We start from the raw sequence: 25,475 nt of genomic DNA, 5'->3' as shown, positions 1-25,475 counted from the left end.
TGGTGTGGCTGCGTCCGGTGATGCGGGATCTGACGCCTGTACCCCGGACGAAGGGGGAGGTCAGGGAGTATCTCGTCGGTTTCGGTTCCACCGCGACCGGTGGCCGGAGCGGGCATGAGGTCACGCAGGGGGTGGAGTCGACGCTGCTGACGCTTGTGAATCTGGGGACGGGCGTCGCCGCGTCCGCGGCTGCGGTGCCCGCTCCCCAGCTTCACGTGGGTTCTTCGAAGTCCAAGGACCGCGGCTGGGAGCGTACCGTTCTGTCGGGCCGTAAGCCTTTCATCAATGATCTGACGCGTTTCAGTGCCGGTCTGCAGATGAAGGTGTTCGTCGATGGGGAGGAGGCCACTCCCACGGTCTTCCACCAGGTCACGGTGAAGGACCGGATCCACGTCGACGTTCCCACACAGTACGTGGGCGCTGACGGGCTTCGCCCTGACTATCGTGCTCCTGAGGCTGAGCGCCCGGGGTATCAGCGTGCTTCGCGTCCTTCTCAGGCCCGGGAGTTGCTGCAGGCGGTTGATCTGACACCTGTGATTTCCGGGTTGCATCGCAATATGCGTGCTGCTGGGTTGCCTGCGCCGGCGGTGAAGAAGGCTCTGGAGCAGGCCAAGATGAACCGGGCTCAGGGCTTTTTGACGGAGCCGACGGCCCGTAGCCGGTATCTGTGGTGGCCCGGTGGTGATTCGTCCAACGGTATTGAGGTTTCCGGGTCGTTGTTCGGGAGGTTCCGGGGGCATCTGCGGATTCGCAGGGAGATCGACAGTCTGCAGTATCTGGGGGACAGCAAGGTCGGTACCCGTGATGACATCGGTGTGGGTGAGGGCAGCAGTGCCGACAGTCAGGGGGGCTCGGACGCGGGGTTCGGTTTCGGATACAACACGGCGGGAGTCGGCGCGGGCAGTGACGTCAGGGCGGATGCCGATAATGCAGCCTCTTCCCACTCCGACCATTCCGAGGGCAAGTCGTCGGTAAAGGTGACGGGTCTGGCTCCGGCGTTCGGTGCCAAGGTTGGTGTGAACCGTGGTGCGGGGTATTCGCTGGACTCCTCGCGTACGAGTCACACGGTGCTCAACGATTTTGCTGAGCAGTCGCGTTACCGGGCCGGGGTGCGTCTTGAAGTGACCATGGAGTCCAGTACGCACAGGATCGCTCCGGTGCAGGTCACGTCTGAGTGTGAGGTGAGTGTGCCGCGGCGGGAAGCGGCGCACTTCGTGCGGCATACGGTCGGTTCGGGCTGGACTGCTGATCTGCGGCCGGCGGCGGGTGGCCCGGATGCCGCGCGGCACCGTGTGTTTGCTCCTCCTCCGGCGAGGAGGGTGGCGAGGCTGCCGGAGACCACGCCGCGGTTCCGGTTCCGGATGGCGGTGGAGCGGGTCACGGGGTTGCTCACCCCGCATCCGCGGGAGCCTCTCGCGTTGGCGTCGCGTCGTGGCCTGGGCTTTGGTGTGCCGATCGCTTTGCCGGGTGTGGAGAGTCTCCAGCAGGATTTGCGTGATGCCATCGAGCGGCTTCACGTGATGGATGTCGGCGCCAAGAATGCGAAGAAGAGCGACTGGGCGCAGGCCGACCGGGATCTGGCGTCTTTCTACGGCCGTCCGGCTCTGGAAGGGGATGTGCCCGGGGCGCTTCTTGGTGTCTACCGCACGATCGAGGTCGGTGGACGGCGTTACAAGGTTGCCGCGCAGGCGGTTTGGCGTGGTCGGATCGAGGGGCCCAGTCCGCTGGGTGATGCGGTTACCGACGACAGCCCTCCGGTGGGTGACTTCTCCATGAAGGTCAACACCCGGGCTGTTACGGGGGCTACGACAGCCGGTGAGCGCGGTAGTGGGTGGCGGGCGGCTTTCACTTTCGGTGGCGGTGCCCGTCTGGCGATCCCCGAGTACGAGATCTCCCTGGGCAAGCTGCACTTGACGACTCCGCCGATACGCCTGCAGCTGGGTTCCGTGCGGGGGATCTTCAGCAGGTCCAAGCAGAAGAGCAGCAAGTACGGTGGTGCTGCCGGGGGTTACCGCCGGACGGAGACCGGTAAGCGGGTTGATGAGCATCGTTATCTGATGGCTGTGAACTGGACGGTGACGCCTGAGAAGGTGAGCCGGTCGAAGACGAGCTGGTTGAAGCGGCGCCGGTTCCTCAGTGGGCGCAATCCTTTCGTTGCTCGTGTGGTTGTCCCGCATGAGCATGTTCCCGCCGTCCCGGTCACAGCGGAGCAGGCGCAGGCGGCTGGTCATACCGTGGTGGGGACGGCTCCGACCAGCACCGGGCGGCGGCTGGACTTCTCCGGTGGTGCCCAGGGGATCTATCCCGCGTTTCATCTCATGCCGGAGCTGGCCCGGCTTGGTGCGCGGATGTATGCGGAGCAGTTGTATGCCGGGGAGGGGAACCAGGCCAAGCGGCAGGATCTGATCGATGCCTGGCTCGACAACCCTGCGCAGTGGCCGGAGAAGATCCGCGACCTTGCCCATCCCACGGTGCTGAGTTCTCACTTCGGTGAGGAGGTCGGGCAGGGCGGGTACGAGGAGGAACTGCCCAAGGACGGCAAGTACAAGCAGGCGCTGCGCTTGCGGGTCCTGGTGGACAACGTGAATGATCTCGGGGCCGATCCGGATACGGAGGTGGAGCAGTACCTCAAGGGCAACGCCGCGTATGAGTCGGAGGAGGAGGGCGAATGGGGTGCGGGAATCACCGGTACCGTCGGTCCTCAGCTGCGGTTCGGGTCCGAGGCGAAAAGCGGTGATCACCCCTCCGGTCCCGGCGGCCGGCTGGCCGTTCTTGCCAACGCCTCGGCCACCAGGAACTGGGGCAAGGGGGCGTCCCAGAGTGCCGGCCGGATCGATATCACCCGGGCCACCTACGGCGGGGACGTGCACACACTGCGTACCGACCCGGTCTTCGAACTGACCCTGGTCCGCTGGCATAACGACAAGCTCACCGAGACAACCCGGTATCTGCGCGCTACCGAGGCCCTCGATCTACTTGTCCCCGAGCGACGGATGTCCGACATCCTCCCACCGGCCACCGACACAGCCACCGACACGGCCACAGACACGGATCCGCAGCAGACTTCGGAGCAGAGGCAGACTCCGGCGGTGGAGCAGACTCCTGAGTCGGAGCAGACTCCGGCGGTGGAGCAGACTGCGGGGCCGGAGCAGACTGCGGAGCCGGATCAGGCTTCGGCGGTGGATCAGGCTTCGGCGGTGGATCAGGCTCCGGCGGCCGGGGTGACCCGGGCGTATCTCGGTACCGGCCTGCTGCCCGGGATCGCGCACCCTGAGGTGTTGCGTGTCGATGTCCTGAAGACGGTCAACGACCGGTTGCGTGCCAAGGGGATCATCCGCGCGGAGAGCGACGGGAGTACGGCGCCTCGTCCCAACCTCCTTCAGCGTTCTTTGAAGGCGGCGTACTCCTCGGAGGCGTTGCAGAGTGAGTGGCATGCCCTGACCACTGATGGTGTGCTGCGCTGGTTCCCGGTGCCCGGTCCGTGGGGTACTACCCGGTATCTGTGGGTGAATGTCACGGCGACCAAGCTCGACCGTCCTCAGGGGCAGCGGCCCCGCGACGAGATCAAGCTCACGCTGCGTGGCGAGGCGGTGGAGGAGGAGTCGCAGAGCAGGGATACCGGCTGGGAATACGACGCCGGTGTCGATGTCCGCGCCCGTGCCGGGAACGAGAAGGGGCACGGCGGGCTGGAGGCCGAAGCCGAGTACTCCGCGTCCAGGGGCACGAAGGATGAAGAGGCGCAGAAGAAGGTCGGAATCTACCGGGCCAACCCCCAGGACCCTTCCGAGGAGTTCGAACACGGCATCACCTTCCGCGTCGAGATGGGGACGACCACCGAACTGCCGGAGGTACTCTCCACACCCGCACGCGGCGCGCTGTCTGCGGCCCGCCTGTTCTCCCAGACCGGCGGCCCCAAGGTGGGCCCGTCGGTCTTCGCCTGGCACGATCCGGGGGACGGTGCGGACCAGCTCGTCGACGGCGAGGTGCGGCTGCTCGTCCCCCGCCACCTCACCGTGGAGACCGACCAGCCGCAGCAGTGGCCGCTCGATCTCACCGCACCACGCGAGACCGAGGTCACCTGGCTGGGGGACGGCTCGCAGAACCCGCCCGCCGCGCTGCCGGACGCGTTCGTGGACAACCTTCACCCGTGGTCGGTGCCCGCGGCCGCGTCGATCAGGCGCTGGGCCAAGCTGACCGCCGTACGCCACCGCACCGCGCCCACGCCCGAGGTGGGCGGGGCGCCGGAGATCTCCGGCCTGGACCTGGCCAGCACCGCGGGCGTGCGCTACCGCCACCGCACCAGCGCCAATGTGATGCGCCCCCGCATCATGGAGCTGCTGAAGCAGGCGTACGGGGTTCCGCTGGGTGACCGGTCGGCCCTGGTGGGCCTGGAGCTGAACAGTGCCGAGATCCTGGGCCCCCCCGAAGGCGTAGTGCTCAAGCAGCGCCGGTACCACCAGGCCGACGAGGAACCCACGCACGAGACGCATCGGGACAGCGGCTGGCGGATCGCGGCCGGTCCTGACGCCGGTGGTCCGGTGGGCGATCAGAAAATGCTCGAGCGCGCGCCGGTCGACATCAAGAACTGGGAGAACAGCGAGAGCCGGAGCGGCGCGCTGGGTGATACCGACGAACGCAACGCGGAAGGCAAGCGGCCCTACCGGGCCTACCGCTTCGACGTCACAGCGGTCGTCAACGGGCCGTACGGCACCGTACGGATCAAGGTGCCGGGCGGTCTGTACGGCGGGCTGCCGGTGGACAAGAACACCGGCAGACTCGTCGACGGCCTGGAAGACCACCCCACACTGGGCCCCCTCCTGCGCCCGGCAACACCTGCGCCCGGCACCGAGACGGCAGGTCAGGCGGGCGTGACCTCCCGTTCGGACACCGTGGGGCAGCAACCCGCCACCGCGAACGAGTCCCCGCAGCCGTCCCCGTCGGCAAGCAACGCCAGCCAGGCCCCCCAGTCGTCCGTGCTCGGCTTCGGCGTCACGCCGGCGCGTCCCGACGCCGGGGTCTACGACCTGCCCGCGATGCTCGCCGACCAGGACGCGGAGGATCTGCGGGACTGGACGCGCCACCCGGTCACCGACCTTCCGCAGGTGCTCGCGGACGGCATCGACGAACAGGACTCCTCGGCACAGCTGTGGGTGGCGCTCGGCGACGACCCCGGCGGGACCCGGCTGGCCCGCGCCCTCTTCACGGCCTCCCGTACTGCCACCCTGTCCGGGAAGCCGGTCGAACTGGTGGTGCGCACCGACGACGGGTTGCGCCACTGGCCGTTCTCCGCCGACGGCACGCTGACGGACGTCACCGAGGCCACCGCCGAGGCGTCGCGGGCGCTGCGCGCCGCGGCCGACGCGTACACGGCGGCGGTGACGGCCGAGCAGCAGGCCGTCACGGACGAGCAGGAACTCCTGGCGGACCGGCGCGAGGCCGAGCGGCCCCTGCGCTGGTCGGAGCAGGCGGTGGTGGACGCCACCGCCGAGCACACGGCGGCGGTGACGGCCCATGAGTCCGCCGTACGGGAGGCCGGGCTCGCACGGGAGACGGCCGACATCGCGGTGCGGGAGGCCGAAGCGGACCTGGCCCGTGCCGAGCAGGCCGTCCGGGACGCGGAGGCGCTGCCGACCGCGGAAGAGGTGCGGCAGGCGCAGGCCGAGGCGCAGAGCGTCGAGCGGATGGCCACGGAGAGCGGTCCCCAGCCGGGCCTGGGGGAGGCCCAGGAGCGTGCCGCGACCGCCCACCGGCAGTGGCTCGACCTCCAACGGCGGCATGAGGGCCGCGCGGCGGCCCTGAGCGATGCAGGGGCCGCGCTTCCCACGGCTCGTACGGCGGTGGACACCGCTCGGGCGGGCCAGGAGCAGGTGCGGCTGGAGACCGACCGTGCCGTGGCCGAGGCGCGGAGCCAGGAGCAGCGCGGGGCCAGGGCAGTGGCGCGCCGGACGCGGTTCCGCGACGACGACCTGATCCGGCTGAGCGACATCGAGCAGACGCTGCGGGACACCCGTCAGGACCGGCAGACCCAGGCCCGGGCCCAAGAGGAGGCGTGGCGCGGGCTGTCCGGCCTGGCGGGCACACTGGACGCCGCGCGCCGTGCGGCAGGCACCGGTCAGGGCGGGTCCATCCGCGGCTCCCTGTCCTCGACGCCCGCCCGCTGGCCGGGCGACGGCCGGCAACCGACCCCGGCTGTCCCGGCTACCCCGGGCGGCCCCGTCGGCCAGGACACGCGCCGGGCGACGGAGACGGCCGGTCAGGAGGAAGTGAGCCCGTGGCCGGACACCGCGGCGCAGCGGACAGCTCGCCGTGGGTCTCTCCCGGTGCGCACCCGTGCGGAGTTGCTGCGGCTGGTGCGCCTTCTGGCGGGCCGGGGGCCGGCGGAGGGAATGTCCGTCGACCGCTGCCTGACGCTGCTCGGGGCGCTGCGGGACGAGCTGTACCCGCAGGGGGTGCGGCCCGCGCCCCCGGAGGGGGGGCGGCACGCGCAGGCGCTGGACGACTCGCTGATCGACCTGACCTCGGCGGCGTCCTCTCTTGCGGCGGGCCCCGGGTGGCGCGGGGTGCGGTCGTGGGACGCGGTGGCCCGGGCCGTGGCCGATGCCGGGCCGGGCGCGGCGGCGTTCGTCCTGGCACGGCGTCAGGGCGACGCGCTGGGGCACGCCTGGGCGGCGTACCACCTCGGTGGGACGGACGGCGTGGTGTGGGTGGATGTGTCGGCCCGTGTGGGCCGCCGGATCTCGGCACTCCCGCCGGAGGTCGCGCCCTCCGAGGCACAGGCGGTGGTGGTCGACCCCGCGGGGCAGGTCGTGGAGCACGCCCTGCCGGCGTTCGTGCAGTCCTCCTCCACGGCGCATGCGGGGCTCGACGCGGCGACGGGGCGCCGTTACGGTGCCACCGGGCTGGAGGTCGAGAAGCGCCGGCCTCTCTTCCTGAGCGGGCTGGGTGCTGTCACCGAGACTCTGGAGCTGGCTTTCGGCCCTGGCCTCAAGATCGTTACGGACGGTCACCCGTTCTGGCGGACCGCCGATGGGCGGCTCCACATTCAGAAGCCGGAGGTGGCACCAGGGGAGCCGCAGCCCGTCAAGCAGACGATGACGATCGCCGAGATCGTCGTCGCACCGATGGCCACGATCCCAGGGGAACGGTGGCAGTCTCCCGAGGAAGCGATGGTCCAGTGGGAGCGGGCAGACGATGTGATGGCCATCGCGGACCAACTCCAGATCCCGATCCGGCTCGCCGAGCTGCTGGCGCCGCTTGGTGGCTGGGAGCTCACCGAGGTGGGCGAGAAGGCGGTGGTCCTGCCGGCCCCCGAGGGGTATGACGGCGCCGACTACGCCCAGCCCACCGTGGGTTCCGCCGCCCTCGGTCTTCGGGAGCTCCAGGACGTAGCCTTCGAGCGGTTGAGCGTGAAGCCGCTCCTCGGGCCCTTGATGGCCTTGGCGCGAAACTTCGGGTTTATGACCGCCACGGCGTTCGCTCGAGACTTCCTCGGTCATGACGGCACGGAGGATCAATTCGTTCCGTTCCTCGCGGCAATTCCGGACGTCGACGAGGTCTGGGGCTACGGGTGGATGGGGGCCCAGCACGTCGCGGCCGATCCCATCAGCACGGTCTTCGACCGGGCCACGCCCGACAATGAAAAACTGAGCCTCGTCAAGAACTTCGTCCCGGCGGCGTCAAGGCACTCCATGGACCGCATCCTGCGGGCACTGCGGCCGCGCACCAGGAAGTTCCTCAACAAGCGCCACGACGAGCTCACCGAGAAGTTCATCTCCCATCTTTCCAAGGCGGTGGAGTTCCATCGGCGGAGACTGACGCCGGACCAGTTGTTCGACCCGGGGTTCTTCGACGACACCGGCGACGGAGTGCGGACGCCCCCCCGCGAGCATTGGACGGCCGTACTCACCGGACGCACGTCCCAGGGGACGGTCGTCACTCAGCGCCAAACGATCGGTATGGACGACTACGCGTCCCTGGACACCGATGAGGGCCGGCTGGCGGTCCCGTTGGTCCTGGTGGAGCTGCGGCACTTCGGCTACACCGGCCAGCTCATGACACGCCAGGAGATACGGCGTGCCGTCGCCGAGCTGTCGGAGCTCGGCCGGAGAGCCTACCGGCGGGCGGCGCTGCTCCCCACCCCGCTCCCCGACGACGTGCTCCGTGAATCCATTCTGCGGATCGTGAACAACCCGGTGGTCCAGCAGGTCGCGGGTTTCCTCGTGGTGGCCTCGATGAGGGGTGTGCCGCAGGTCGGCGGCCCGACCAGGATGCTGATGACCGTACTGGACAGCAGGAACATCGCGCTCGCGCTGGGCGAGTACGCCCTGGGAAGGCTGTCCGCCGACGCCCCTCCCCTCCAGCGGCTGCGGGACGCCGTCGCCGAGGCTTTCGAACTGCTGCCCGGGGTGCCCTCATCGAGGCAGGAGAACGCCCGGAGCATCTTCGAGGCCGCGCGCAACGCCCTCGGTATCCTCGCCGATCCCGCGCAGGCGCCGCCCCTGATGCCCTGGGCCGCGGAGATCGTCGCGACGGACGGCACCCGCGTTCACCTGGACCGGATATCGGTGGTCAAGCACCGGGACCCGCAGGGTAGGCCGGTGGGAGTCTCCTCCCGCCCGGTCCAGGACTGGCAGGACGAACGCCAGAACACCTACGGCCTGCTGGCCGCCATCAAGCAGTTCACCCTGGTACGGCAGAGGCCGGTGCCGCTGGAGAGCCCCCCGCAGCCGCTGCCGTTCGAGAAGGCGCACCTCGTCGGCTTCCGCGGTGACGGAAGAGCCGCCGCACTGGCGCTGTCCGACGGCACCAGCGCGCTCTTCGACTACGACCGGCTCGTCGACTTCCTCTTCGCCGCCGACGCCTATCTGAACGGGCGGGCGCCGGACACGGCCGCGCTCGTCATGGGAGCCGACCTGGCGGGTCCGCCGGCGCACGACCCGCTGGAGCGCCCCCTGGCCGGTCAGTCGCTCGCCACCGGCCTGGACCGATGGGTGTGGACGACCGGCAGCGGGCGGGAGCCGGTCCTCGCCCCTGCCGCTCCCCGAGCGGGCCTCAGCCCGCGCTTCCAACTCGCCGAGGGCGACTGGTGGGCCGGTTTCCGTCCCGAGCCGTCGACCGCCGAACTCGGGCGTATGGCCGAGCAGGTGACCGGTGACCGGCGTCGTGCCCTGGATGTGCTGCGCTGGGTGCGGGCCATCCGCCTGGTCTACGGTCCGATGCTGGAGAACGACCGTGCGGCGTTCGAGGCGCTGCTGACGGGCTTTTGGGCCCTGGAGCAGACCCGGGCACGCAGCGGTGCCCGCTCTCCGCTGTCCTGGAACGAGCTGCGGGACTCGATCAGTTCGTACTTCGCCGCCAACGGTCGGCCCGAGCCTTCGCTGCCCAGGGCGCTGCCGTTCCTCCTGGTCGTGGCCGCGGGCTCGGTCGGCATGGACCTGGAGCTGTCCCGGGTCCCGTTCATCCCTCAGCACCACAGCCCGCGGGCCTGGGGCCAGAACGTCACGGGGGCCGCCGTCGGCGGCAGTTCGGCCGAGGCACAAGAGATTTCCCTGTTCGCGCCGCCCCCGGGACCCTCCGCGCCGCCGTCCACGGTGAACGCCCCCATGCCCCCGGCCGTGTCGGGCAGCTTCACCGGACCGAACGACCCCATCCTGTCGCCGCAGACGGTGATCACGGGACCGTCCGGCACGCCGCAGGGCCGTAACCTGACGGGGAGGCCCGTCAGCAGGGTGCTGCCCGGGGAGTTGCGGACCATCGAGATCCGGCCGGGCGTCCCGCCGAAGGTCGTCTCGAACGAGCCCGCGCCGTGGCCCGATTCGGCGTATGTGGTGGCGGCCGAGGGCGACGACGGGCAGGTGCGGCTCCCGGACGGCAGGGTGTTGAACGTCGAGGAACTGGCCGATGCCCTGGCGGTCGACCCGGAGCTCGCGAAGCTGCCCAAGGACGTGCCGGTGGTGCTGGCCGTGCCGTACGCAGGGCAGCAGTACCAGGAAGTGCTCCGCGCGGTGGCGAACCGGCTGGGTCGGACGGTGTGGGGCCCGAGCGGCATCGGGCGCCTGGCTCCCGACGGCTCGGGGGCACATGTCCTGGTGCTGATCGACCGCGCCCCGGACGCGCCGGTCGGTGCGTGGGTGCCGTTCACCCCGACGGCCACGACCCTGCCGTTCGAGGACCGTGAGTGGACGGCGCTGGACGGTACGAAGTTCCTCGACAGCGACGTGGACACCCGGCCGCTGGTCGACGAGAACCACGAACGGTACGGCCGGTTGGCCGTCTCGCTGTCGGATGGGCTGCGACGGCGGGAACAGTGGTTCCGGGCGTTCCGTCACATGCGCCGGCTGGTGCACTGGACACCCGCCGGTACCGGTTATCAGGAGGCGGGTTCGGAGACGATCTCCCCCGATCCGGCGGTTTACGTTTACGCCGGCCATGGGCAGCCCGGCGGGTTGGAACTTCCCCTCCGTAACGGCCGGACGGTGTGGTTGGGCAAGCGGGATGCCGCGGAGTACATCGCCGGGCTGCGTGAGGTGCGGGAGCTGCCACCGGGGCACCGGATTGGCCTGGAGGTGTGCTCGAGCGCGTCGGACGGCGACCCACGGCAAATGCACCCTTCGTACAGCCCGGCGCCCCATGTCGATGATCCGCTGGAAGACGTTCCGCTCGCTCAGTACGTCGCCAACCGGAGTCGGCGGGACACGGAGGGGGGCACCAGGCAGACCGGTCTGGACAGCACCCAGCGTGCGTCTGTCGGGGCCGCGAACGGCGAGCGCGGCCGCCGGGTCTGGCACCGGCCCGAGCCGCTGGACACCGAGCTGGACCGGCTGGCGCGGGTCGCGGGTGTAGACACCATCCCCGGTGCCACTCCGGCGGAGGCCCGTGCGACCACGCTGCGGCTGGTGCGGGCGTTGCGGGCGGTCTTCGGCAACGAGATCGAGGACGACCGTGATGTGCCGGGTGGTCGGTACGAGCAGGTGCTGCGGGGCATCGGTGCGCTGGAACGGATGCGGGCGAACGATCCGGCGATCAACCAGTTCACGCCGTTCCGGATGGACATGTGGGCCTTCTTCGTCCGCGAGCACAGTGGGAGGGCCCCGGACCAGGCCGGGTATCTGTCCCTGCTCGACTTCGCCCGGGACCGGGTGGCGGCCGACCCCGGGGCCCGGCTCAGTGAGGCGGTGCCGGCACCGGTCCTGCAACTCACCCTCAGCGAACTTTCCTCCAAGGGCGAGGCGGTAACGCGACACGTCCAGTCGCTGCCCGCCCCCGCGACGGTCACCCCACGGCACGTGGCGTCCACCCTCTGGGCCACGGCCCGCGCCGCCCAGATGCTCAGCGCGATGACGCGGACGGACCGGGAGGCGCTGGGCCGCGACGTTCTGCATCTGGACTCCGCTGTCACTTGGGACCGGTCGCAGCAGGAGACCCTCTGGGCATTGACGGCCAAGGCCATCGCGGAGGGACTGGACGCCACCGACCACCATCTGTTGGCCGCCTATCACCTGAAGGAGAGCGGCGCCTTCGGCCCGGCCGCTCTGCTGAGGCACGGGCAGAACGTCCAAGGTGTCAACTGGAGCGGAACTCCCGCGCCTGCCGGGGTCAACTGGGGCAGCGTGCGCCAGATGACATATGGGCCCGGCGGGACCGCCACCCAGTCCGTCCAGCCGCTCTGGGTCGGCCCGGGACAGCCCATACCGATGCTGAACGTGGTCCACGTGGACCACGCCGGAAACCTGGTGCCGCACCTGCCGGGCCGACGGCCGGTTCCGGTCACCGAGGACGAATTCCTGGCCCTGCTGGACCTCGACCCCGCGCTGCGTACACTCCCCCTCGGCATTCCGGTGGTGTTCCTGACCACCGGTCCCGGGGCCCTGCGCCCGCAGTTCGTGAAGCGGTTCTCCCAGCGCACCGGACGCCCCGCCTTCGGCTACAGCGCGCCCATGATGCTGACCACCGGCGATCCTTCCAGCCCGCTCAACGTCCTTGCCCTCCCGGATCCGGCCACGCGGATACCGGGGCAGTGGACCGCGGCCACTCGGCAGCAGAGCACCTCCGGGACCTCCACCGCCGAGGGAGACTTGATCCTCTTCGCCCCGTCGGGCGCGGCCGCGTCGGCACAGATGCCGGACATCGGGGCGCTGCAGATCGGTGCGGAGGGGGAGTCCTCGTCCGGTCCGCTGTTGTCGCCCGGGACGTTGATGACGAATGCGTCGGGGGCGCCGCGTGGGCGCAACGTGACGGGCGAAACGGTGCGTCAGCTGCGGCTCGGGCGGGTGCGGGTGTTCGAGGAGCGGCCGGGTGCGCCGTTGAAGGAGGTGCCGGACTCCGCCGCCCCCGCGCCGTGGGGTGATGCGGCGTACGTGGTGTGGGGCGGGAACGACCCGGCGGGTGTGCGCCTGCGTGACGGTCAGGTGCTCGGTGCCGAGGAGTTGGCGGAGGCACTGGCGGCGGATCCGGAGTTGGCGAAGCTGCCGCTGGATGTGCCGGTGGTGCTGGTGGTGCCCTATCTGGCGAACGAGCGGTACCTGGAGTACATGCGTGCGGTCGCGAATCGGCTGGGGCGGACAGTGTGGGCGCCCAGTGGTGATGGGCGTCTGGTGCGGAACAAGAAGCGTGAGCATGTTCCGGCGTTGATTGATCATGGGTCCGATCAGCCGGTTGGTGCGTGGGTGCCGTTCCATCCGACGGCGAAGACAGCGGTGTTCGTGGACCGTGAGTGGACCGCGCTGGACGGGACGACGTTCTGGGACAGTGATGTGGACTCCCGGCCTCTCGTGTCGGACCGTCATGAGCGGTTCGGCCGGATGTCGCAGGCGGATGACGTACGCGACCGGGAACGAAAGCTGCGGTCGTACCTTCACGCGAAGAAGCTGATGCATCGCGTGCCGTCCGGTGGCGAGACGGTGCTGGTCAGTGAGGAGGAGCGGCCGTCGTCGGACCCGGCCGTGTATTCGTTCGTCGCTCACGGGCTGCCAGGGGGGCTGCAGCTCACTCTGCATGGCGGCAAGACGGTGTGGCTGAGTGCCGAGGACGGCGGGCGGTACATCGGCGGGCTGCCCGAGGTGACTGAGCTGCCCGAGGGGCACCGGATAGGTCTGGAGGTGTGCTGGGCGGATTCGCCGGGGAATCCGCGGCTGCCGCAGCTGGACAACCGGCCGGCGCCCCCGGTGGACGATCCGCTGGCGGAAGTGTCCCTCAGCCAGCACACGGCCAACGCGAGCCGACGTGAGACCGACGCGTCGGCAATGAGCAGCGGAATCGGCTACGACGCACGCGTACTGCTGGACACCCCCGGTGGTGTCGCCGGGCGTCGTGCGAAGTCGGTGCCCGAGCCGCTGCCGCACGAGCTGGACGAGATGGCTGTGAAGGCGGGCCTGCATTCCGGTGAGGGCGAGGCGTCGCCTGAGGTCCGGGAGGTCACCTTCCGGTTGGTGCGGGCGCTGCGCGAGGTGTTCGGCCCGGAGGTGGAGGCGGACCGTGACCTGCACCAGCAGTTGCTCAAGGGCATCGGCGCCATGGAGATCCAGCGTGCCAACGATCCCGCACTGAGCCGGTTCACACCGTTCCGGATGGAGCTGTGGACCTTCATCGCGCAGCGTGTGGGCGGTAAGACGCCGGATCGGGACGCCTACCGGAAGGTTCTGGACCTCGCCGCGAAGCGGCTCGAGCAGAAGCCGGACGCCCGGTTGAGTGAGGACATCGCGAATCCATACATCCAACACGCCCTGAACCAGGTGACGAAGTTTGGTGCGGTTCTGGTGCGGACCGTGCTGAGGAAGCCCGGCGACGGGCCGGTGACCCAGCGGGAGGTGACGCGGGTCTTCTGGGCGGTGGCCGGTGCCGCGCAGCGGATGGGCGGCATGGACGCGGCGTACACGGAGCGGCTTGGGCGCAAGGTGCTGCACATGCTTCCGGCTGAGCAGTGGACCCCGGCGAGGAAGCAGGAGTTGTGGATCCTGACGGCGCAGGCCATCGCGGCACGGCTGGACCCGTCGGACTACTTCACGCTGGCCGCTTTCCACCTTGCGTCCAAGGGGGCGTTCGGGCCGGCGCAGCTGCTCAGGGAAGGCGGGACGGTCCGGGGCTACAACTGGAGCGGCAGGCCGGCGCCCGATGGTATGGACCTGCGTATCGTCGGCAGGCAGGACCAGGAGGACGGTGGGACGTCCGTCCAATATCTCGGTGCGGCGTGGACGGCGCCTGGGGAGACCGGGAACGTCATGGCGGTGTGGACGGATACCGACGCCGACGGTTTCGTGGTTCTGCACCTGCCCGGGATGCCCGCGCTGCGGCTGCATGACAAGGAGTTCCTGGCGCTGCTGGACCTGGCCCCGCTGCTGCGTGCGACGCCCCTCGATGTGCCGCTGGTGTTCGTGGTGTCCGGTGCGGGCGGCACGGGTGGTGCGGGTAGCGCGGGGCGTGCGGTGTCGTTGTCGCAGGTGTTCTCCGACCGTACGGGCCGCAACGGCTTGGCCTACGACGGGCCGCTGTCGGTGGTACCCACCACCCCGCCTGCGGGCGCCGCGTCCGCCCCGCTGCGTATCGTCGTCCTGCCCGAGGCGGACACCGGGAAGCCGGGCGGGTGGATCAAGACATGGCTGGACCGTCCCCACCCCAGCACCATCACGTCGCCAGCCACGCAGGGCCCCGCTCTGATGTCCTCCCCGCCCGCGTCCTCCGCACCTCCCGGAACCACGTCGTCCTCGCCTTCCAGCGCGACCGCGGCCGCGGCTCCGGACGGGGTGTCCGCCGTACCTGGGCATCCGCAGGTGTACGCGTCACCGGCCGGGGCACCCACCGGACCCGACCCCGTTGTCCTGGACGAGGCTCTGCCGGGCGAGGACCTGGTCGACGAGACGGTGGCCCTCGGCACCCTGGACGCGCTGCGCCGCAGGGATCCCGCGCTGGGGGGCAGGCCGCTGGACGTGGACAGCCTCGCCCGCCGGATCCTGCATCTGGCTCCGGCGGCCCCGGTCGACGACGCGGTGCGTGCTGAACTGTTCGCGCTGGTGCGGGATGCCGTCGCGCTGGGGCGGGCGACGAGTCTGGCCGCGCTGGGCGCGCATCACTTCCGTACGGCCGGAGGGGCCGCGGTGGCGCGGCCGGTCTCTCTGAACGGCATCGTGGGGCCGGGCCGCAACTGGTCCCCGCTGGCCTTCGCCGACATTGATACCACCCGCGTCGTGCAGCTACCGCTAATAGGGCCCGGCACGCTGGGCCCGGCTCCGTGGACGGGCACGCCGCTGCTCATGCTGGCGGACGGCGGAGGGCCGGAGGGGCCGTACGGTGTCCGCGTGCCGTGGCCGGACGGCGGTAACCGCTGGATGCGGGTCGAGGAGGTCGCCGAGTACCTCGCCGTGGAGGCGGAGGGGCTCCCCGCCGACGTGCCGATCGTGCTGGCCTGGCCCGGCTCCGGAAGCCAGGGACTCGACCTGCCCCGGCGGGTGGCACAGCGCACGGGCCGCACTGTCTGGTCGTACAGCGGCATCCTGGTGGCGAAACGCCTGCCGGGCGGACCGGGCACCACCGCGCCGCCGAACTCACCGGTGAACCGCCTCACCCTGATCGGCAGGGGAAAACCCGCCGTGATCGGCAAGGGGAAACCTGGCTTGATCGACAAGGGGAAACCCGCCATCCCGGTCGGTGACTGGATCCCCAGTTACCCCGACGACCTGCCGGCTGCCGACCCGGACGACACTCCCGAGCCCTGGGAGGCGCGGTGGGCGACGCGCACCATCGTCACCCCCGACCACCAGCACCTCGGCCGGTCCTCCTTCTCGCTCTGGGAAACAGAGCTGGAGGGCAGGTACTCGCACCATCGCAACCTCCGCTCTTTCCAGGGCAAGACCGACGTCAACCCCGCGACGGGGAAGCAGGTCGGTGCGGAGGCCCCCGTACCGCAGGCCGACTACTTCTACTACAGTCACGGCGGCCCGGGCGTGGTCGCGGTGGCGCTGACCAACGGCGACGAACTCACGGTGCCGAGCCCGTCGTTCGCGCGGGCCCTGGCCCGACGGCCCAGCGTGCGCAGACTGACCGAGGCCAGCAAGGCCGCCGTCCGCAAGGGCGGCCGTCCACTGCGGATGTTCTTCGGTCCCTGCTTTAGCGACGCGGCCACCGACCGGCCCGCCAATGCGGTGTGGAACCAGCCGGGCTCCCCCGACCCGTTCGTCCTGGACCCGCTGGAGAACGTCCCCGCGAGCCAGCACCTGGCCAACGCCACCGGAATGCTCGTGGAACCCGTCGGCGACCGGATCGGCCTGACGCGCAGTTTCGCCAACAACGCCGGGTACGTGCACGGCCTGTACACCGATGTGCGGGGCCGTCCGGGGCGGGCCCGGGTCCGCTGGCCGGAGCCGGCGGGCGAGGAACTGGACGAGCGCGCCCGCACGGCCGGCCTGCACAGCGGGCCGGGACCGGCCTCGGCACGCAACCGGGAGGCGGCGCTGCGCCTGGTGCGGGCGCTGCGCACGGTCTTCGGCGACGACGTGGACACCCGCCCCGAATACCCGGATCTGCTGCGGGACATCGGCGCTGTGGAGTCCATGCGCCGCAGCGACCAGGTCCTGAGCCAGGCCGCGCCGCACTTCACGATGGACCTGCTGGAACACGTCGTACGTGCCGAGCGCAAGGCGCGGCTCGGGGCCGTCGAGCGCGACCTGGCGCCGGAGGCGTACCGGGAGACCCTGGAGCGGGCAGCACAGACGTGGCGGACGAAGCCGGTCTCCCTGTCCGGGTTCGTGACCCTGCCGCTCCTGACATGGGTCGCGCAGCAGATGGGGGGCACGCCCCCGGACAGCGACGTCCGCACGGTCCTGAACCTGGACCCGGCGGCCGTCGTGGACAGCACTCACCGCTCGAAGTTCTTCTGGACCATGGTCAGGACCGAGGAGGTCTACGCCCGCCAGTCCGACATCGGCGCCTTCGAGGCACGCGTCCTGCACCTGGCCCAGCCCGGCCCGAGCCAGTCCGCGCTCGCCGTGGTGGCGCTGGCGCTGGCCACCGGCGCCGACCCGCACAGCGTCGATGAATTGGCCGCGGCCCATCTCGAGATGCAGGGCCTGCTGAGCAGGCCCACCGGGCTCTCCGGCACGGGCACGGCGGGCGGACGGAACTTCCTGGGACCGGTCCTGTCCGCAGGGGTGGACCTGACCAAGATCCGGCTGTCGCCCACGACGACCGTTCCCGCGCCCCAGAAGCCGCCGCTGCTGATCGCCGCTGTGCCCCTGGGCAACGGCACGGTCTGGCTGAACCCGCCGACCGGGCAGGCCTACACGATCTCCGAGGACGAGTTCGTCGAACTGGTGGCGCGTGACCCCGGCGTGTTCAGCAAGGACCTGCGCGTCCCGCTGGTGCTGGGCATGTCGAACGTCGGCCGGCTCAACCCCGCCCTGCCGGGCAAGCTGATGAACCGGCTCGGCCGCCCCGTGTGGTACACCGACGGCACGCTGGCCTGGCACCGCGCCGACCCCTCCGACCCGTCGTCCCTGGCCGTCCTCGACGACTCCGCCCCCACCAGCCTCCCCTGGCGCCTGCTGGACCCCCGCAGTGCCCAGACCCCGCAGACCCCGCAGAACCCGTCCCCGACCGGTCCGACCTACCACGCGGCAGCCGGGGAACCGCTCCCGGAAAGCCCCGCCACCTACAGCTCACCAGGTCCGGCCGGCCCGGACGCGCCGGCGCAGAACCTGGGCAGTGCGGCCGGGGGACCGGAGGACCACACCTACGCCACCTTCACCGCAGGAGCGCCGCTTCCCGGCCCCCAGGCCATGTCCGACGGCGACAGCCCCATGCCGGACGCGCCGGGCCCCGGGACGGACGACGCGCCCGCGCGGCGTGTGCACACGGCGCCGGTCGGCACCCGTGGCAACGGCTCGCCGACCGCAGACCCCGAGGACCTGCTGCGGGAGCTGGCCCGCACCGACCGCGCCCTGGGCGGCAACGCCTCGACGAAGGCATTGGCCCGGCAGGTGCTGCACCTGGCCGACAGCGCCGCCGTGGACGACACGGTCCTGGCCGAGCTGCGCGACCTGGCCCGGGACGCCGCCGCCGACGGCCGGGCGGGCAGCGTGGCGGCGCTGGCGGCCTACCACGCCCAGCGGCAGGGAGTGCTGGACGTCGGCCGCTCCCGGCGGTTCACCTCCGGCGGCAGGCCCGTCCCCGGGCTGAACTGGCGTCCCCAGGCGGTCGAGCTGGACCCCGACATCGTGGTGCGGGAACACCACGACCTCGGCGTCCTGCCCTCGACCACGGAAGGCGCGGCCCGCTGGCAGAAGCAGGGGGCGTACCTGGTCGCGGGCGAGGGCGGACCCGACGGGATGAGCCTGCCCTGGCCGGACGGCACCACCCGGGACCTGGACGTCGACGAACTCGTCGAGCTGATCGCCCACGACCCCGAACTCGCGGCGCTGCCCCCGGGCGTCCCGGTAGTGCTGGCGGTGACGTTCGCCGGCGGGCAGTACGCCGAACTGCCGCGGAAGCTGGCGAACCGCCTGGGCCGGACGGTGTGGGCCGCCACCGGGGCGGTGCGCATTGCACGGACGAAGAACGGGCAGTGGCGGATCTTCCACACCGCCGGCGAGCACAAGTCGTCGGGCGACTGGTTCCCCAGCGAGCCCGGCACGGCCGTCGCTGACGACGATCCCGGCTGGTACCACGACGTGCTGACGCAGGCGATCGTCAGCGTGACGACCGGCCGGCAGATCGGCCGGATCTCGGTCAGCCGGGCCGACCTGGTCACCCGGATCGAGGGCTTCAGCCGCTTCGACGAGGTATCCGAATTCGTCCACCGGAGCCCGGCCACCGCCGGCCCGGTCGTCCTGGAGGATCTGCCGGGTGCGAACGACCCGGCGTACTACATGGCCGTGCACGGCTTCCCGGGCGGGGTCATCTTCGCGATGCGGGACGGCACCGCCCGCCCGGTGTCCGGCTCCGAGGGCGCGCGCTGGCTGGGGAGGCGCCCGAGCCTGACGGCACTGCCCCGGAACCACTGGCTCGACCTGGTGGTCTGTTTCGGCGCCACTTCACCGGACGGCGCCGTTCCGCCGCGCCCGTGGAACCACGACCTCTTCCACGGCTCATTCGTCGCGGACCCGCTGCGCGACCCGCCGTTCGGCCAGTTCGCTGCCAACGAGGCGCGGCGCAGGACCCGTGCCTGGTACACCACGAACGGTCCGTTCGGGAAGGGCGACATGGGGGGCCGGTTCGCGGACACCGATGTCCAGGGACGTCCACTGCGGGCCGCGGAGTTCTTCCCCGAGCCGCTCCCGGAGGAACTGGACCGCCGGGCCCGCGCCGCAGGGCTGTACGACGGCCCGGGGCCGGTGCCGGAGGACGTCCGGGAGCGGACGCTGGTGCTGGTGCGGGCCCTGAAGATGACCCTGGGCAACGAGATCGACGACGACGTCCGCGTCGACCAGAACCCGCGCTACGCCGAACTGCTGCGCGGGGCCGCTGCCCTGGAACGGATGTGGCTGGCCGACCCGGCACATCGGGGTCTGGGCCTGTTCACGCTGGACCTGCTGCCCCGGCTGGTCGCCGCACGGTTGCCGCAGGGCGTGACGGAGCCCGACCGGGCGGCGTACGAGGCGCTGTACGACGCCGCGCGAAACGCACGGCCGGGCATCCCGCTCAGCCAGTTCCAGAACCTGCCCGGTGTGGCGTTCGCCGGCTTGTTCCTCGGTGGGGCCGACCCCGCCGACACCGCCAAGGCGGACCGGCAGGCCGTCGACATGCTGGCACTTTCCGGGCCGGACCAGGTGGGGGCCGCCGAGCGGTCACGGGTGTTCTGGGCGTGGGTGAAGGCCTACGAGGCCTACGCCACCAAGATCTTCGCCGGGGCCCCCGAACTGCCCGCGCTGACCGCCCAGGTCCTGCACGTGCCGCCTACCGCGGTCAACGCCGGGGCCCATCAGCGCATGCTTCGGCTGGCCGCCACCGCCTTCGCCCGCGGCCGTGACGCGGCTGACCCCCAGGTGCTGGCCGCCTTCGGGCTGGAGCATTCCGGCGCCTACCGGACCGCCACCGAACTGACGAACGCCCACGCCCATCGCCCGGTCGGCCGCGACTACGCGCCCGGACAGCGGCCCGACCGTCTGGCGACCACGCACATCGGTCTGCCCGGCAACAGGCGGGCCGAGGCCCCCTGGGTGGGCAAGGACAAGCTGGGCAAGGACAAGCCGTCCCCCTATGTGGTGCGGGCGACCCTCGCGGCCGGGCAGCCCGGGATGCTGTCGGTGACCCTGGGCGGCAGGACCCACACGGTCGGCCCCCAGGAGTTCATGGAACTCCTGGCCCACGACCCCGAGCTTATGGACCGCGACCTGACCACGGACGTCGTACTGGCCGTCCCCCGCCTGGGCCGAGGCTTCCCCGCCCAGGCGGTGCAGCTCGTCGCCCAGCGGCTGGGTCGCACCGTCTGGTTCACCGCGGCCGACGTGGACACGTCCGGACGGGACCTGTTGGGCAGGCCGATCCTCACCCTGCGCCCCACCCCCCAGCTGCCGCATCCCTCGGCGGCGCACTGGCAGTCCGCCAGGCCCGTGAACCCGGCGGCACCTGAGTACGCCCGGCCGCCGATCCCCGTGGCTCCCGCCATGAGCGCCGTCGCCGGTGCGGACCGGTCGGCGGCGACCGATCCGGCGCTGGTGCTGGAGCGGGCGGTGCGCGCCCACTCCGGCGGCCTGGGCGAGAACGCGTCCGCGGAGGCCGTGGCCCGGCGGGTGCTGCACCTGCCGGACGCGGTCCCGGTCGACGACTCCGTCCTTGCGGAGCTGAGTGAACTGGTACGGGACGCCGACGCGGCCGACCGGGCGGGCAGCGTGGTCGCGCTGGCCGCGTTCCACGCCCTACGCGAGAGCCTGCTAGACGCGGAACGCCCCGAGACGTTCACGGCCGAGGGCGAGGACGGCCGCATCCGCGTGTCCTGGGCGGACGGCACCTTCCGGGACCTCGATGTCGAAGAGGTCGTCGAGCTGATGTCGTACGACCCGCGATTCGCGGCGCCGCCTTCGGACCTCTCGCCTTCAGACGTCCCGTCCTCGGACGTCCCGGCCCCCGCCCCGCCGTCGGTGCCCGTGCGGCCCGTCGCGTCCGTGGACGGCGACGCCGAGCCGGCCGCCGCGCTTCCGCCGCTGAGCCGGGTGGGCTTCGAGCGCGGCAGCAAGACCCTGTCGCACGAGGCCGAACTCGCCGTCGGGCTGCTGGCCCGGCAGGTGGCCGAGGCGGGCCTGCGCCGGTCCCCCCGTCAGGCGCCGCCCCCGATCGTGGTGACCGGCTACGGCAACGGCTCGCGACGTGATCCGGCCCGCGCCCGGGAGACCGGTGAGCAGCGGGCGGCAGCGGTGGCCGCGATGTTCCGCCGCTATCTGACCCTGACGCTGGGCGTGCTGCAGGAGGACCTGCCGGCCGGGGCGGACCGGTTGACGGCCGACGACTTCGTCATCGAGTCCCGCAGCGGGGGGCGGGACATCGGCGCGACGGGAGCGGCTGCGGTCGGCGACCATGACGCGCTGCGCAGGCAGGCCACGATCGAGATCGGGTCCCCGGCCGCGCCCACGGCACTCGAGACCGTCCGGGCGCGCGCCCGCCGAGCCGTGGCCCGGCTCACCGACGCCGGCCCCCACCGGAAGCCTTCGGCCGCGGCGCGCCGCAAGCTGCTGCGCGACGCCGGGCCGGGAGACGGCGACCCGGCGGCGACCGGTCCGCCGACCGGGACAGCGAGTGGTTCGACAGCGGGTCCGGCGACCGGTCCGGCCGCCGGGGTGTCACTGACCCGGATCGGGTGCGAGTCGGGGACATCGACTCCGGCGGCCGGCGCGGAGGACGTACTCCTCGACATGGTCCGGCAGTTGGCGCAGACGGGGCTGGTGCGCCGGAGGGCCGTTTCCGGGTCCGTGCTGCCGGGGCTCGTGGTGACCGGCCGGGGCGACACCGCCGACGGGGACGCGGCGCTCGCCCTGGGCGAGGAGCGGGCCGCACTGACCCGCCAGGCGCTGGTCCAGTACCTGGAGCGGGCTCTGGACGAGTTGCAGAGGACGCTCCCGGAGGGCGTGCCGCGGCTGGCAGCGGCCGACTTCGACATCGTCCACCGCGGTCAGGCCGGTCCAGCTGAGGCGGGCGGTCGGGTGACGGTCGCGGTCGTCTCGCCCACGCAGGTGCTGGAGGAGCTGGCCCGCACCGACCGCAGCCTCGGTGGTGGCGCGCTGGAGGAGGACGTCGTGGCCCGCCGGGTGCTCGACTTGGCCCCGGGCGCCCGCGTGGACGAGGGCGCCCGGCGGCAGCTGTACCGGCTGGTCCGCGACGCGGCCGCGGTGGGCCGGGCGGGCAGCGTGGCGGCGCTGGTCGCGTTCCACATCCAGGAGCAGGGAGCGCTCGACACGAACCGTGCCCGGCGCATCACCTCAGGCGGGCGGCCCGTCCCGGGCCTGAACTGGAGCGGTGCCACCACCCTCGAGCTGGACGCCCGGCGGATCACCGAGGACACGCACGAGGACGGCAAGGCCCAGATCCGCCGCACAGTCCCGGCCCCGTGGCCCCACACGGCCGGTGTCTACGTGGTGGTGGCCGAGGGCGGCCACGACCGGATCCGGGTGCCATGGCCGGACGGCACCACCCGGGACCTGGGCATCGACGAGTTCGTGGAGCTGTTGGCGCACGATCCGGAGCTGGCCGCGCTGCCACAGGACGTGCCGGTCGTACTGGCCGTGCCGTACGCCGGTGGCCAGTACCTGAAGTTGCCGCGGAAGCTGGCGGACCGGCTCGGCCGCACCGTGTGGTCATCCACCGGGAGCGTGTACGTCCCTGCGGGCGGCGTCGGACCGGCCAGGATCCTCCGGATCGACGGCAAGCACGAGGCGGCCGGCGACTTCGTGCCGAGCGAGCCCGGCCTGACGCCCGACCCCGACGACGACGTCCCCGACTGGTTCGCGTCCGTGCTGACCAAGGCCGTTGTCAGCGCCACCACAGGCCGGCAGATCGGCCGGATCAGCCACAACAAGGCCGACCAGGCACGCCGGTTCCAGCCGTACCGGCACCTCGACCTCAAAAAACGGTTCCAGCACTTGCACCCCGGCACGTGGGAGGTGCTGGGGGAGGAGGATCTGCCCGAGCCGGACGCGGAGGCGTACTACCTGGGCATGCACGGCTTCGCCGGTTCGGTCGTCTTCGCGCTCCGCGACGGCGGCAGCAAGGTGGTGAAGGCAGCCAAGGCGGCCCGTTGGGTACGGCGGCTGAAGAGCCTGACCGGGCGGCCCCGGCACGTCTGGCTCGACCTGCAGATCTGCGTGGCGGGCTCCACGCCGGACGGCGCCGTGCCCCCGCGCCCCGGTCACGGGACTTCGTTCGCCGGTCCCCACGTCGCCGATCCGCTGCGGGACGTCCCCGTCGGGCAGCACTTCGCCAACGCGGCAGGGCGCAAGACGCGCGCCTCCCTGCTGACCTCCGGCACCTGGCCCGAGGACGACGGCAGCTGGACCAGGCTCGCGTTCACCGATCCCCAGGGGCGCCTGATGGGGTTTGCGGTGTTCTTCCCCGAGCCAGGGACGGACGAGCTGGACCGGCGGGCGCGCGCGGCCGGGCTGTACGACGGTCCGGGCCCGGTGCCGGAAGAGGTGCTAGAGCGGACACTGGTCCTGGTACGCGCGCTCAGACTGACCCTCGGCAACGAGGTAGACGACGACGTCCGGGTGGACAGCAGCCCCCGCTACCGGGAACTGCTGCGGGGTGTCGCCGCGGTGGAGCGGACGTGGAGGGCGGCGCAGGCCGAGGGGATGGGCCACTTCATGCTGGACCTCCTCCAGCGGCTGGCGGCGGCGCGGCTGCCCGCGGGGACGACGGAGCCGGACCGGGCGGCGTACGAGGCCCTGTACCGGGCGGCGCTCGCCGCGGGCCCGCAGGCCTCGCTGGGCGACCTGGCGTCCCTGCGCGGGGTCGACTTCGCCCTGAGAATCCTGAGAACCGAAGTCGGCTCCGCCGGCGACTCCGCCAGTGGTTCCGACCAGGATGTCGACCGCGTGGCCGAGCGAGCCGTCGAGTATCTGGACCTGGACGACGCGGACGAGGTGGGCGAGGCCGAGCGGGCCCGGATCTTCTGGGCGTACGTCAAGACGTTCGAAACCGGCATGAAGGCGGACATCGACGTCCTGCACGCCCGCATCACGCATCAGGCGCCGAACACGGTCGGCCGGTCGGAGCACAACAAGGCGCTGCAGCTGATGATCAAGGCATTCGCCCGCGGCCGGGGCAGCGACGACCCGGATGTGCTCGCCGCCTACGCGTTGGAGCAGGACGGGGGTCACGGCACCGCAGCCACGCTCGAATCCGGCCACAACGCCCGCCCGGCGGGTCGCCACTGGTCGCCCGAACCGCGGCCGGGGCGGCTGAACCTGAAGAGCGTGGGACTGCCCGGACAGGAGCAGCCGGCGCCGTGGGCGGACACGACGGACGCCGAGGACGCGGCGGCGCCGTCGGCCGCCGACCGGGACGAGCCGTACGTGGTGCGGGCCCAGGTGCTGCCGGGAATGCCGGGCCAGGTGTCGGTGACCGTGGACGGCAAGGAACGCGTGGTGCCCGCCCCGGAGTTCATGGAGCTGATCGCCAACGACCCGGAGCTGCTGTGGCGCGACCTCAAGGTGGATGTCGTGCTCGCCGTCCCGGAACTGGGGGAGATCGATCCCGACCTGGCTCAGGAACTCGCCGACCGGCTGGGCCGAACGGTGTGGTTCACCGCGGCCGACGTGGACTTCTCCGCCAAGGACCAGCGGGGGCGGTCCTTGCTGACGATGAAGCCCACGGCGTCGCTGCCGCACCCGGGCGTGGCCGACTGGAACGCCGCGGTCCCGGCCAAGCCCCCAGCCCCGGCCCGTGCCCCCCACCCGGTCTCCCTGCCGATCACCCAGACCGGCCGCCGCAGCTCCGCCGAGCCGTTGATCGACTCCGTCGGCGACGACGGTACGCGCAAGCGGACCGGAAGCGGAGAAGGGTTCGCCGAAGCGCTGGCGGACGCGCTGCGCCGGCGGGATCTCCCCCCGGTCGGCGAGATCCCGGAGCCGGGCGCGCCGAGCGACGGGGTGTCCCCGGGCCCGGAGGCCGTACGGCGCTGGTTGAAGGGACTGCTCACCGAGGACGACGTGCCCGAGGACGCCTCGCTGCCTCAGGATCGGGTGACCGCCCAGGAACTGGCCTCGATCGGTGCGTCGGCCGGCCGTGTCGCCGAGGCCGAACTGCTCGGTGGCTCGCTCGGGGTCGCGGACGCCCAGCTCACCCGGCTCCAGTTGTTCCGGCTGCTGCTCGACCAGGCCGAAGCGTTGGGCGAGGATGCCCACCCCGGCGTCTACGCAGCCGTAGCGGCGCGGGCGCTCGGCCTACACCTGGTACTGCACTACCCGGATGGACGCGTCGCGCACCACGGTGCCGGGAGCCAGCCGACCGTCTGGCTGACGATCGGCGCCGACAGCCGGACCACGGGAGTGGGGCGATGA

General features: G+C 71.7%; 1 protein-coding gene (running past one end of the window). It reads left to right on the top strand.

All coding sequences use genetic code 11. The annotated features are described in order from the left end of the window. Window positions 1–25,475, top strand: the 3' portion of a protein-coding gene (locus ACZ7M3_RS49165) for a lonely Cys domain-containing protein (protein WP_472072853.1). The gene continues 13,771 nt to the left of window position 1, outside the view; only the last 25,475 of its 39,246 coding nucleotides appear in the window; its start codon lies beyond the left edge, outside the window; the stop codon is at window positions 25,473–25,475.

Source organism: Streptomyces sp. NPDC111656 (genome assembly GCF_055656965.1).
This window is presented reverse-complemented; position numbering and strand designations above follow the sequence as displayed.